We start from the raw sequence: 13,059 nt of genomic DNA on the forward strand, positions 1-13,059 counted from the left end.
CTGTTTCTCAGATACAGTCAACATGACTTCTATTACAAAAAATACAGTGGAATCGTCTTTTGAAGAGTTTTCGCTGCTCGTCAAAAGATAATCCACTGCATAGCGCTTACGTCCGATTGCTGAACGTAATATATAGAACACTTAACTGCCATCAGCTGTCATTTAAGCAGCTTTTGTCTGATCTGACGAAAGGGTGTCAGACGAAGACATGGCGAGAGGTTCACAAAAATAAGTATTTCATTGGCTGGATGAACTTTTTCTGTTCCAGCTGAGGAGTCTATTAAGGAAGTTTAATGACTTCTCCTGTTGCTTTGTCAAAGAAGTGTGCCTTATTCATATTAAAAGCAAGAGTGACTCTTGCACCAGGATCATAAGTATCACGGGCGTTTACTTTTGAAATAAAACCAGTTTGACCAATTCTCGAATGCAGCATAGTTTCTGCTCCTAATAGTTCAGATACTTCAATCGTTGCCAGAATTGTCGAATCGATTGACGCTTCAATCGCTACTTGTTCGCTGTGAATATCCTCTGGACGAATACCAAATACCACTTCTTGTTTGTTATAACCTTTTTCAAGAAGAGCCTTAGCTTTGCCTTCTGGGATCTTCATTTTTAGATTTCCTTCAGCTAATATTTGATCTTCCTCAATGATTACCTCGAAGAAATTCATAGCCGGTGAACCGATAAAGCTGGCCACAAACATATTAACTGGTGAGTTATAGACTTCTTTAGGGGACCCTATCTGCTGAACAAAGCCATCTTTCATAATAACAATTCGATCTGCCATGGTCATCGCTTCTGTCTGATCGTGAGTCACATAAATCGTTGTGGTCCCCAAACTTCGATGCAACTTGGCGATTTCCGCCCGCATAGCAACCCGCAACTTAGCATCTAAATTAGATAAAGGTTCGTCCATTAAAAAGACTTTTGCATCTCGTACAATTGCACGTCCTAGAGCAACCCGTTGCCTCTGTCCACCTGATAATGCCGCTGGCTTTCGATCCAAATATTCTGTCAAGCCTAAAATATCTGCAGCATGAACAACTTTTTTCTTAATTTCTTCCTTATTATATTTGCGTAATTTAAGGCCAAAAGCCATATTATCATAAACAGTCATATGAGGATAAAGAGCATAATTTTGAAATACCATCGCAATATCTCGATCTTTTGGAGCGACATCATTCATCACCTTATTACCAATACTAAATTCACCTTCAGAAATATCTTCTAAGCCTGCGATCATGCGCAAGGTTGTGGATTTCCCACAGCCAGAAGGACCTACGAAAACGATAAATTCTTTATCTGAAATTGTTAAATTAAAATCAGTAACCGAATAGTTTTCGTTATTGTCATATTTTTTATAGATTTGTTTTAATGCCATTTCTACCATTAGTAGTTCCGCCTTTCAGGATGTCTCTGGAATTAGCTGCCGTTTACATAATTTTATACAGCCTTGCCTCATAGGAACGTAATATATTTGTACTTATCGAATCATAATTGGTTAACATAATTGGATAGTTAAAAAATTCTTCTAGCGAGTCAATCACTTGTTCAGTTTCACCTAAATTCACTATTATTATGAACCGGCTTGATGCATCGAATCGTTCATAGCAAAAGACTGCGTCCTGTGAAATTTCAATTGAACGGAACTCTCCATAAGTAAGCCCTGTATTTTCTTTTCTAAGACGAATAAGCTGCTGATAAAAGTGGAACAATGATTGTTGATTACTTCTCTCGTTTTCTACGTTGATGTCTATTTTATTTGGGTTGATCAGTAACCATGGCTTAGCCTCAGAAAATCCAGCATATTCTGAATCATCCCACTGCATAGGAGTTCTTGCATTGTCACGGGTGGTATCGGCAACGATTTTCATAGCCTCTTTTGGCGATTTTTTTGTTTCTAGCAATTGATTGTACAAATGGACTGAGTCTACAGCATCAATTTGATTGATAGCCGTGAAAGGAGCGTTCGTCATGCCAATTTCTTGCCCTTGATAAATGAACGGCGTCCCTTGCAGTAGCATGAAAGTCATGGCTAAGGCTTTCCCTGAAAGTATGCGATACTCTGGGTGGTCATTTCCAAAAACAGAAACACTTCTAGGAATGTCATGATTTTCCATGTATAAGGCATTCCAACCCTTCCCGTTACTCAAGGCGGTTTGCCAACGAATAAGCGATTGTTTGAAAGATCGAAAGTCGAGACCTTGGTTGGCTTCTGTTCGCTAAAGATTGATGTGCTCAAACTCAAACATCATATCAAAATGGCCATCTGGCCCTACCCACTTAGTCGCTTCTTCAGCATAGACACCCGACGCTTCCCCTACTGACATCATCTGATGTTTTTTTAATAAGCTGCTTAATTCTTTCAGGTAGCTATCGATGCCTTCGGTATTTTGAAAATGCTCAAATGGTCTTTCTGGACAGAAGGGCTGGTTCCACTCGGATTTTTTTATATGAGAAATAGCATCAATCCGAAAACCGTCAATTCCTTGAGCAATCCACCATTCAATCATGGCAAAAACCTGCCGCTTCATTGCTTCAGAATCCCAGTTTAAATCTGGCTGTTCTTTGGCAAAAGTATGGAAATAATACTCTCCTCTAGTTTCATCAAATTCCCAAACTGAACCGCCAAAGATTGCTTGCCAGTCGTTTGGTGCTTGACCATTAACTGGCTTGTGCCAAATATAGTAATCACTATAGTCATTAGTGTCGTTTTCCCGAGATTTTTCAAACCAGTAATGCTGATTTGAAGTGTGATTGATAACTAAATCCATAATCAGCTTAATTTCCACTTGTTTTGCTTCATAAACTAGCTGCTTAAAATCTTCCATCGTCCCAAAATCTTCAGATATGCTGCAATAATCGGAAATATCGTACCCATTATCAACATTTGGCGATTGATAGATAGGAGTGATCCAGATAAAGTCAACACCCAGTTCCTTTAGATACGGCAGCTTTTCTCGAATTCCATTAATATCTCCAATCCCGTCTTGGTTTGTATCCTTAAAACTCCTTGGGTAAATTTGATACCCTATTGCTTCCTTCCACCAGCTGCTCATAGCTTCTTCTCCTCATTGCTACTTAGTCTAGCTACTTCATTTTTCACTTTGAAAACTAGAGCCTGCCAAGGTCGAAGCTTTATATTGCTAAGCTGGTTTATCGGACACCTATAATTTTGAATGATTAGTTCCTCAATCTTATCCTCACAAGAAAATACCTGCTCTTCATTTGAAAAATTAGTGATAATCAGCCAGCGCTGATCTTGATACGTTCGATAAAAGCTGAATACTTGCTCAGCAGTATCCAAAAGTTCAAATTCTCCCCATACCATGAGTGGGTATTCTTTACGCAGCTGAATCAATTGCTGATATGTATAAAACAGCGAATTGGGATCAGCTAAAGCAGCAGCCACATTGATCGTTTCATAATTTTCATTTAGCTCCAACCAAGGTGTTCCTGTTGTAAAACCGCCTTGATCACTATTGTCCCAAGCCATTGGCCTTCTAGCATTGTCTCGTCCTTTTGCATTAATCGAGGCTAAAATATCTTTTGAATCAAACCCGGCTTCTAGCCTTTCATGGTACATATTGATCGACTCAATATCTTCTGCTTCAGCGATATCGTTAATCGGTGTATTGATCATTCCAATTTCTTCACCTTGATAAATATATGGAGTCCCTCTCATCATATGCAGTAAAATAGCTAACAGTTTGCCACTTTCCTCACGATACTCTTGATCGTTGCCCCAGCGGGAAATAATACGTGGTAGATCATGATTATTCCAAAATAAGGAATTCCACCCATCGTTACCCAATTTTACCTGCCATTTAGTTAAGACTTTTTTTAATTCACCCACATCAAGCGGATATAAGTCCCATTTATCTTTTCCTGGCTGCTGATCCAAAGAGACATGTTCAAATTGGAAAACCATTGACAGTTCATTACGTTTAGGATCCGAATACAGCTTAGCAAGTTCTGGAGTTGCTCCCCAAGTTTCGCCAACTGTCAACAAATCATACGCCCCAAAGGTTTTTTGATTCATTTCCTGCAAGTACTGGTGAAGTTTAGGTCCATTTCCAGTGATTCCTTCTAAAGGTACTTTACCAATTAAGTCGATGACATCCATTCGGAACCCGCCGATCCCTTTTGCAATCCAAAAATTCATCATATCGTAAACAGCCTGACGTACTTGAGGGTTCTCCCAGTTTAAATCTGGTTGTTTTTTGCTAAATAAATGAAAATAGTACTGTCCACTGGCTTCATCCAACTCCCAGGCAGGACCTGAAAAGGTTGAAGTGAGGTTGTTAGGTACACCACCATCCACTCCTGGATCAGACCAGACATAGTAATCCCGATACGGATTGTCTCGTCCTTTTTTAGCTTCAATAAACCAATTATGCTCATCAGAAGTATGATTAACAACTAAATCCATCACTATGCGAATATCGCGCTTATTAGCTTCTGATATAAATATCTCCATATCAGCCATCTCACCAAATTCCTGCATAATTGCTTGATAATCAGAAATATCATAACCGTTATCATCATTTGGCGACTGATACACTGGTGACAGCCAGATAGCACCAATACCAAGTTTTTGTAAATAATCCAGCTTCTCAATTATCCCTTGAATATCACCAATTCCGTCTCCGTTACTATCTTTAAAGCTGCGGGGATAAATTTGATAAACAACTACTTCCTGCCACCAATTCTTAGTCATTGTTTGGCTCCTTTTGTTAATTTTCTTCTGTGTAATAAATTTCAAAAATACGATTTCGTAATTCTGGCTCTAGACGCTGAATGATCTTCATTACTTGCCTGTGATTGTGATTATCCTTTAACTGAGACCAGATACTATCCTTCAAGTCATAAGCAATTTCAGCATTGTTTAAACATTCAAATAATCGAGCATTTCGATCTTCCACATGTGGGAGAAACTCGTTAAAATTATATTCTTGATCAGCATTGCCTAAAATGATTTCTTCTGTCTGTAAATTATGAAAAATCAATTGGTGCTGGCGTTCTTCTGGAAGTATTTGCTGATCACCAGAAATTTCTAGCGTCAACTTGCGGTTTTCCCAATCTAAAGTAAGCGTAGTAACTACTCGTAGATCTGCTTCATCTTCCACTAATTCGAAACAATTGGATGCTCCTGGGAAAATATGCCAATCTATTTGTTCTGGCAGGTCCGTTCCCGTCAGCACAGGCTGATGATCTAAAGGAATCAGTCCACCTGCTTTTACAAAAACAGGTATCTCATCTACTTGACGGTAGATGTCTAACTGAGAATCCCCTTCATATTTCATTCCAGTGAAGAAATCATACCAAGTTCCTTCTGGCAGCCAAACCTCTGTCTTGGCTGTCTTATAAGTTGCGTTGGCTTTTTCAGTAATCGGTGCCACGATGAACTCACTGCCAAAAAAATATTGGTTGGGTACTTGATAGCTAGCTTCCACTTGTGGATAGTGATAGTACATCGGCTGTATTAATGGTAAACTATCCTCATTTGTTCTAACATTCATTGTATATAAGTAGGGTAGCAGTTCATGACGTAAATGCAGAAATTTCTTCATCCCTTGACAGGTTCTTTCTGAATAACTCCAAGGTTCCTTTCCACTGAAAGGACTAGGAGCACTATGCAACCGATTGATGGGGCTAAATACACCAAATTGGAACCAACGCAACGCCAGTTCTTCGTCATGAGAACCTCCGATATGTCCACCAATATCATGACTCCACCAGGTATACCCGATATTGGAAGCCGTACTTGTAAAATAGGGTTGAAATGCCAATGACTCCCATGTGGTTATTGTGTCACCTGAAAAACCAACCGGATAACGATGACTACCTGGTCCCGCATAACGAGAGAGTATGATGTCGTGTTTGCCTTTTCTTGAAATATCTTGATAATGGTAATAATTTAACAACCACAAAGGATCCATTTCAGACATTTTTCCTTTAATGCCCTGCTGCCAATCAATCCACCAAAAATCAACACCTTGTTCCTCCAAGGGATGGTGCACATCTTCAAAATAGGCCTCGCGGAACGCTGGATCGGCTATATCAAAGATTGCTGGGGTTTCTAATTCCTGATTCAACCCTATTCGTTTGGCAACTTGTGGATAGGCCGCCTCAAAAGCTCGAATTCCATCAGCAGGATGAACATTTAAAGTCGTAGCCAAGCCTTTGTTTCGTAGTTTTTTCAAAAAACGCTTAGGATCTGGAAACAACTCGTGGTTCCATGTGTAGCCCGTCCATCCACTGCCAAAACGCTCAGGAACTTCTGTTAAATGCCAGTCCATATCAATTACACTGACCGCTAAAGGAACCTGTTCTTTTTCAAAGTGTTCCATTAATTCTAAGTATTCATCTTCTGAATAACGCCAAAAGCGGCTCCACCAGTTTCCTAATGCATATCGAGGTAATAAAGGTGTCTGTCCAGTTAATTGATAAAAATCCTTTAGCGCACCTAAATAGTCTCGACCATGGGCAAAGAAATAAAGATCGATTTCCTTCTCCGGCCGAACGTTCGGGCCATCTGCTCCTAATAGAAAGCTATCGGAATCATCCAAGACCGCGAAGCCGTTTTTACTGAGAATTCCTTCATCCAGTTCGATCGCTCCATTGGCACCATCCAAGGTTCGAGCAGTTCCCTTTAAGGTTTCGTAGGTTTCACCATAATACCAGCGATTCCCGTAAGCTGAATAATTATTGCGAGCATCTATAAATAGATTTTGAGGCGAAAAAGGGCCTTTTTTATAGTGAATGTGAAAAGCATCTGTGATAATTTCTACCTTTTTATGGTCTTCATTTACTTCAAATGCCACATCTGGAAAATCCCGATTTTGAACAACCTGCGTTAGTCCATCTTCAAAGTAGCCGGCTGGTGAATACTCTAATCGTACCAGCTGACGGGTTAAAACCGTGATACGGTAATTGTCTCCCTGAAATATTTTCGTCATTTGTCTTACTCCTTAGTCAAGTCATTAGCTATTTGTTACTTTTTGAAAGCTTTCTAACCAATAGCCAGTCGATTTTCAATCTGTTGAAACATTTTCTTTACAATGAGACTGTTTAGCAAAGCTAATAGAGAGAAACCTCCAAAGGTATAAAGATAGATTGCTGTCATCAACCGCTCAGGCGTGCTGATACTGAAGTAAATTGCCCCAACATTTAAAATGATCAGCAGTAATGCTTGTACTGGTGTACTTAAGGCAATCAATAAACTATTTTTCAAGCTGCGCAGCAATTGATCTTCATACCTGCCTTGATAGGCAAAGACCACTGACATTAGTAATAACCAGGCAATGACAAAAGGGGCTAGGAGCAGCATTCCAAAATAATTTATCGGACTATCTTGCTGGCTGATTAATAGAAAATCTAATGAAAAAAAGCCTCCAAAAAGTACCAAACCGATCCAAAGAAGTGTCGAGCGGGCAAAATTAGCTTTAAACAGTCGTAAATAATTAAATACGATTTCTGAATCATTTCCCCGTAACATTCTTTGCCAACTGGTATTCAAACTAGTAATTGATGCGCCAATCGTAATAATTGGCAAACTTGTCACAATAAACAGTACATTCAGTAAAAACAGATCAGTTACCTTGGCTAAAGTCCTCATAATTGAACTTTCCAGGCTAAATATCTCTTTCATCTAGTACAAGCTCCTCTCACATAACTTAACTAGTAAGTTAAAGCTGACTAATTCCGTCAGCTTCAACCATCTTTTTATTCCTCAACTAATTCTTCATATCTTTCATAAGCATCACGTTGAATTTTGTTAAAATCTTTTAGCCCCATAGATTCCAGCTGTTTAATATAACCGTCCCACTCTTTTTCAATTCCACCTTCAACGACCCATTTTGAAGCCATTTGTTTTACATACGGGTCAAGATCTACATAGATAGAAGACAGCTGAGTTAATTCTTCTTGAGAGTAGTTGACATTTGGAAAGGCTGGTTTAGCATATTGATTAATTTCCTTATCTAATTCTAGCTTCAAACCATCTCCTTGTGTACGGTCAATGTCTACTCGTTCATTTAGCGTATCATCAGAATACTTAGGTCCAAAATCTCGTAAAGAATGAATCCAAGCCCACTCGTCCGCTGCTTTATTGTCCTGTGGCGGCAACACCTTATACCGATCACCATCTTTTTCAGTTCCGACACCAAATGAACCATAAAAATTTTGGATACTGGCATCGTCAGTATACAGTTGATCTGCCCACCTCAGCAGTTTAGCTGGATCTTCACAGCTGGTAGTAACCATAAATTCGTTACGCCCGTAGTTGTAATGGTCTGGATCCGAAATGATGTAACGTTCTCCGTCAGGTCCTTTCAGCGGCTTCATGGCCACATACTCATCTGCATTCACTCCAAACACCGCATCAGCAGTCCAACCTGAGGAAACGCCTACCCGTGCAGCCTTTTTATCCATCCGTTTAGATGAAGCCATTGATTCATCGTGGGTATATAATTCAGTATCGATCAATCCATTTTTATAAGCTTCATGCATCCATGCAATCCCTTCTTTGTAGCTTTCTTCTGTTCGAAGATAAACTGGCTTACCGTCTTTTAACGACATTTCATACGTATTATCAGCACCTAGTCGATTATCAAAGGGTAAAATGAACGAGAAGGTTTCGCTAAAATTACCTGAGCTATAAGGAATTTCATCGTCTGGATCGCCATTTCCGTTTGCATCTTCTTCCTTAAAGGCTGTTAAAACCTTGATAAAATCTTCATAGGTATCAGGCATCTCCAGACCTAAATTATCCAACCAGGTTTGGTTAATAAATAATTGATTTCCAGACAATGGACGCATTGGAAGTTTTCGTGGTAAGCTGTAAATGTGCCCATCAGGTGAAGATACTTGAGCTTTTAGCTTAGGATCTTTTTTCATTGCTGCTGTCAAATTAGGCATGTTTTCTTCAATCAAATCTTCTAAGGGAATGAAAACTGCCTGATTCTGGGCTAGCTCCGCATCATTGAAGGAATTCGAGCCTAAGAATGCGTCTGGCAAGTCGCCACTAGCCATTAGAACAGATTTCTTATCTCCCCAGTCAGAAGCTACATGGATATCCCAGTCAATCGTAATACCAGCTGCTTCCTGTGATTCTTCCATAAAACCTTTAGTAAAGTCATCTCCCCAGTCGCTCCAGCGAACAGTGGTAATTTTATAATCTGCTTTATCAGCGTTGGCTTGACTTGATTTACTCTTGTCTGAACTACTGCAGGCAGTCAACAAACTAATTGCCAGTGTGGATAACAGCAGACAACCCCATTTATTTTGTTTCATCTTCTTTTCCTCCTGTTAGTTTTATTCTTTGAGTGCGCCAATCATGACGCCTTGATTGAAATATTTTTGTAAAAATGGATACAACATCATGATTGGTGCGGTTGAAACAACGATTGCCGCATATTTCATCATGTCTGCTGTTGCTCTCAATTGTGTAGCCATTTCGCCGGATGCTTGACTTTGTAACATCTGATTGCTGATCAGCAGTCTTCTTAAAATCAGCTGAAGCGGTTGCAGCTTTTCGTCGGTCAAATAGATTAATGCATTAAACCAAGAGTTCCAGATTCCAACCGCGGTCCATAAACCAATTACTGCTAAAATCGCTTTAGAAAGAGGCAGCACCATACTGAAAAAGTAACGAATCGTACTGCAGCCGTCAATTTGAGCAGCTTCCCACAAACCATCAGGAATACTATTAGAGAAAAAGGTACGTGCCACAATGATGTTATAGGTTGAGACAGCAAAAGGAATAACCATCACCCAAAAAGAATCCACTAAGCCAACACCTTTTACTGTTAAATAGGTAGGAATTAATCCTCCCGAAACAAACATCGGAATAATAAAGAGGAGCGACAGCCATTTTCGACCTAACAAATCTTTCCTTGATAACGCATAAGCAGCTGGAATATTTACGATTAATGCAAAGCCTGTTCCAACTACAGTATACAAAACGGTATTCAAATAGCTACGCCAAAACAAGTTTTGCTCAAATAATTTTTGATACCCCTCCAAGTGCCACTCTCGCGGCCAAAGCCAGACAGTCCCGTTGGCAACATCTGCCGGGTTACTAAATGAGGCAATAATGACAAACCATAAGGGATAGATAATCAATAACATTAACAGAATAGCCAATCCATAGATAAATACATCGAAAACTATTTCTGAGGATGCTTTTTTACGAATTTTTTCTTTCTCCTTTAAAGGGGCTGCTTCCATAGTTTTTTCCTCCTACTATTAAAATAATCCTGTTTTAGTGGTTCGACGGGAAAACCAATTGACGAACAACAAAATAACAATATTTACTACTGTATTAAATAAGCTGATTGCCGTTGAGTAACTGTATTGAAAATTGAGCATCCCGACTTTATATACATAGGTAGAAATAATCTCACTTCCAGCTAAATTTAACGGATTTTGTAAAAGCAGGACCTTTTCAAACCCAACACTTAACAGGCTGCCCGCTCTCAAAATGAGTAAAATCATTGTCGTTGGTAAAAGTAGCGGCATATCGATATGTCTTATTTTTTGTAAACGTGAAGCTCCATCCATAGTAGCAGCTTCATAATAGGTTGGATCAATCGCTGAAAGAGCGGCTAAATAAATAATACTGTCCCAGCCAACATGCTGCCACACATCACTCCAAGCGTATACACCCGCAAAGCTTCCCGGTTTTGATAATAAAGCCGGCATATCAATTCCGAATAAGCCTAAAAAATTGGCAATCAAACCACTGCTGGGAGAAAAGAATAAAATTAGCATCCCACACATCACCATTGTGGAGATAAAGTGTGGTAAATACGTAGTTACCTGAAAAAACTTTTTAAACTTCTCTACCCGAATCTGATTACAAATAAGTGCTAATAGAATGGGTAAAGGAAAGCCAATTAAAATACTATACAGTGAAATTTTTAAGGTGTTTCTCATGGTAATTCCAAATTGATACGAGCTAAAAAACTGAATGAAATGTTTAAATCCCACCCACGGACTGCCAAAAACTCCTAACGAAGGTGAATAGTCTTTAAAAGCAAGGATTAATCCAGCCATAGGTATGTATGAAAAGACAAGCAGCAGAATAACCGCTGGCAGCATTAAACCATACAATGGAACACTACGTTTAAATCTATCCCCAAAAAAGCGTGTTGTTACTCGTGGTTTTTCCATATGAATTCCCCTTTCATTTATTATTATAGGGTCTCACTGAAAAAATAGATAAGCCATTTGAGAACGTTTCCATGTATTATTCCGACTAATTGAATCCGATTACAAGCAAAAAAATGAAATCTATTGCACAATTCCGACTTGTTTATAAAAACAGGTCGGAATTATGCAAAGTCCCTTGATTCAATTTGTGTATAATGGAAGAGAGGTGGGGAAAATGGAAAAAATCAAATTAACCAAGTCTGGACATTCAATTGATTTTTTTGCGAAGATTTTGGTATTGTTACTGATACTTATTATGGGAATCAACCTTTTTCTAAGCTACTTAAGTTTGACCACCATCAAGAAACAAAATCTAAATCACATTTCTAACACAATCAATATTTTTGCTGGCTCGCTAAGTAAAGAATTGGTTGCTGTGGATCGTTTTATGTATTGGTCTGTGCTTCATGATGAAACAATTGATGCTTTGAACAATAGCGAAAATACCCAAAATTATAAAGAGGCTTTAGATAAAACCCGAATTCGTTTCAATGATTTTAAGTACTACAATCGAGTGGATTACACATTCTTAATTCAAAATAAGGAAAAAGGCATTTTTACTAATGCTTCTCAGACTTATATTCCCTATTCTGACTATCTTTTTCTAAAAAAATTTTTTAATGAAGAAAAACAGCAAGAAACTACTGCAGCAGATGCTTGGCTGCCAATACAAATTGGAAAAAACGACTACATGTACAAAACCGTTATCTATGAAAACAAAGCGCTACATGCTGTGGTTTCTTCTGAGGATCTTTTGAAACCGCTGAGGCAAATTGACATTGGCAAGAAAGGCACGTTATCCTTGATAGAAAATAAAGAAACTTCTGCAAAATTAAATGCTCCTTTTTCGAATCAACATCTTTTAGTCGCCAAAAAGAATCAGACGAATCTACCTTTTAACCTCTATATAACTGTCGATTATCAAGGTGCCTTCCGGAACATGGTGGCACTACAGCTAGTTATGCTGCTGATCCCTTTGTTCATTTGTATATGTTCACTGGTTTTGCTGATTTATATCCAAAAAAAAGTTATACGGCCTGTGAAGCGTTTGACAGTTCGACTCAGTCAAGCATCCGAGGGACAGCCTGTTTTGTTTAATGAGGAGGGTGTGATTGAAATCGATCATGCCAATGATCAAATCAGTCATATGGTAAAAGAAATGCAAACACTGCGAATCAATGTTTACGAAGCCGAGCTAAAACAAAAGAGAATCGAAATGAATCATTTACGTAACCAAATTCGGCCCCATTTCTATCTCAATATTTTGACTATGATTCATAGTATGATGCAAACTCAGCATTATCATGAGATTGAACAACTGACTCTTTCTACTTCTAACTATTTCCGTTACCTTTTTCAAACTAATCAGGACTTTATTTCATTAAAGGGAGAGCTGAATCATATTCATGACTATCTTGACATTCAGAAGCTACGCTACGGTGACAGCTTTCAATTCAATCTTAAGGTGAATCCTCAGTTGGAAAATGTTTTAATTCCACCGCTGATTTTACAGACCTTTATTGAGAATATTTTTAAGCATTGCTTTTCTGTCGATACGAATCTAGTCATATCTATGGAAATAGATTATGCACCTGATTCCCTCGAATTTTATCGTATTATCATCGAGGATAATGGTCCTGGGTTCCTAGAAGAAGAATTAAGCAAGCTTCGTGCTCGGGTATCTTTAGTTACCGAAGAAGGGAAACATGTAGGATTGACCAATACTTTCGAGCGCTTAGATTTATTGTATTCTGAAAACTATCAACTACTATTAAGCAATAGGCTCGATCAAGGAGCAAGTATTCACTTAATTTTGCCTATTGAGCTAGCTTAAAGGAGGCC

8 protein-coding genes and 1 pseudogene are annotated in these 13,059 nt (G+C 38.7%); 1 reads left to right on the plus strand and 8 read right to left on the minus strand.

Going from position 1 to position 13,059, the window contains the following annotated elements; translation table 11 throughout:
* Positions 1 to 280 precede the first annotated feature (280 nt).
* From I588_RS08665 to I588_RS08700, 8 genes and pseudogenes are all read right to left on the minus strand, one after another.
* Positions 281 to 1,390, minus strand: a complete 1,110-nt coding sequence (locus I588_RS08665; protein WP_010755418.1) for an ABC transporter ATP-binding protein — start codon at positions 1,388 to 1,390, stop codon at positions 281 to 283.
* A 43-nt stretch (positions 1,391 to 1,433) separates the two neighbouring features.
* Positions 1,434 to 3,059: pseudogene (locus I588_RS27875) on the minus strand (alpha-glucosidase).
* Positions 3,056 to 4,720: a glycoside hydrolase family 13 protein gene (locus I588_RS08675; RefSeq protein ID WP_010755415.1), complete on the minus strand. Its 1,665-nt coding sequence runs from the start codon at positions 4,718 to 4,720 to the stop codon at positions 3,056 to 3,058. Before I588_RS08675 ends, I588_RS27875 begins: the two are co-directional and overlap by 4 nt.
* A gap of 16 nt (positions 4,721 to 4,736) precedes the next feature.
* Positions 4,737 to 6,962: a glycoside hydrolase family 31 protein gene (locus I588_RS08680; RefSeq protein WP_010755414.1), complete on the minus strand. Its 2,226-nt coding sequence runs from the start codon at positions 6,960 to 6,962 to the stop codon at positions 4,737 to 4,739.
* Positions 6,963 to 7,015: 53 nt separating this feature from the next.
* Positions 7,016 to 7,654: a YesL family protein gene (locus I588_RS08685; protein WP_010755413.1), complete on the minus strand. Its 639-nt coding sequence runs from the start codon at positions 7,652 to 7,654 to the stop codon at positions 7,016 to 7,018.
* Between the two features lie 74 nt (positions 7,655 to 7,728).
* The gene (locus I588_RS08690; protein ID WP_010755412.1) at positions 7,729 to 9,297 is read right to left on the minus strand and encodes a type 2 periplasmic-binding domain-containing protein; all 1,569 of its coding nucleotides are present in this window, start codon (positions 9,295 to 9,297) and stop codon (positions 7,729 to 7,731) included.
* Between the two features lie 21 nt (positions 9,298 to 9,318).
* Positions 9,319 to 10,233, minus strand: a complete 915-nt coding sequence (locus I588_RS08695) for a carbohydrate ABC transporter permease (protein ID WP_010755411.1) — start codon at positions 10,231 to 10,233, stop codon at positions 9,319 to 9,321.
* Between the two features lie 18 nt (positions 10,234 to 10,251).
* Entirely contained in the window at positions 10,252 to 11,178 is a 927-nt protein-coding gene (locus I588_RS08700; protein ID WP_010755410.1) for an ABC transporter permease, read from the minus strand.
* Between the two features lie 214 nt (positions 11,179 to 11,392).
* On the opposite strand from I588_RS08700, the gene I588_RS08705 reads away from it, so the two are divergent.
* Complete coding sequence (locus I588_RS08705; protein WP_010755409.1) at positions 11,393 to 13,051, plus strand: sensor histidine kinase; 1,659 nt, start codon at positions 11,393 to 11,395, stop codon at positions 13,049 to 13,051.
* Positions 13,052 to 13,059 lie beyond the last annotated feature (8 nt).

The sequence above is a fragment of the Enterococcus pallens ATCC BAA-351 genome (assembly GCF_000407485.1).
GTDB classification, from domain to species: domain Bacteria; phylum Bacillota; class Bacilli; order Lactobacillales; family Enterococcaceae; genus Enterococcus_A; species Enterococcus_A pallens.

Bases quoted from the DNA above. Each gene is read 5' to 3' on its own strand.
- I588_RS08665 (WP_010755418.1), bottom strand. From the start codon at position 1,390: ATGGTAGAAATGGCATTAAAACAAATCTATAAAAAATATGACAATAAC.
- I588_RS08675 (WP_010755415.1), bottom strand. From the start codon at position 4,720: ATGACTAAGAATTGGTGGCAGGAAGTAGTTGTTTATCAAATTTATCCC.
- I588_RS08680 (WP_010755414.1), bottom strand. From the start codon at position 6,962: ATGACGAAAATATTTCAGGGAGACAATTACCGTATCACGGTTTTAACC.
- I588_RS08685 (WP_010755413.1), bottom strand. From the start codon at position 7,654: ATGAAAGAGATATTTAGCCTGGAAAGTTCAATTATGAGGACTTTAGCC.
- I588_RS08690 (WP_010755412.1), bottom strand. From the start codon at position 9,297: ATGAAACAAAATAAATGGGGTTGTCTGCTGTTATCCACACTGGCAATT.
- I588_RS08695 (WP_010755411.1), bottom strand. From the start codon at position 10,233: ATGGAAGCAGCCCCTTTAAAGGAGAAAGAAAAAATTCGTAAAAAAGCA.
- I588_RS08700 (WP_010755410.1), bottom strand. From the start codon at position 11,178: ATGGAAAAACCACGAGTAACAACACGCTTTTTTGGGGATAGATTTAAA.
- I588_RS08705 (WP_010755409.1), top strand. From the start codon at position 11,393: ATGGAAAAAATCAAATTAACCAAGTCTGGACATTCAATTGATTTTTTT.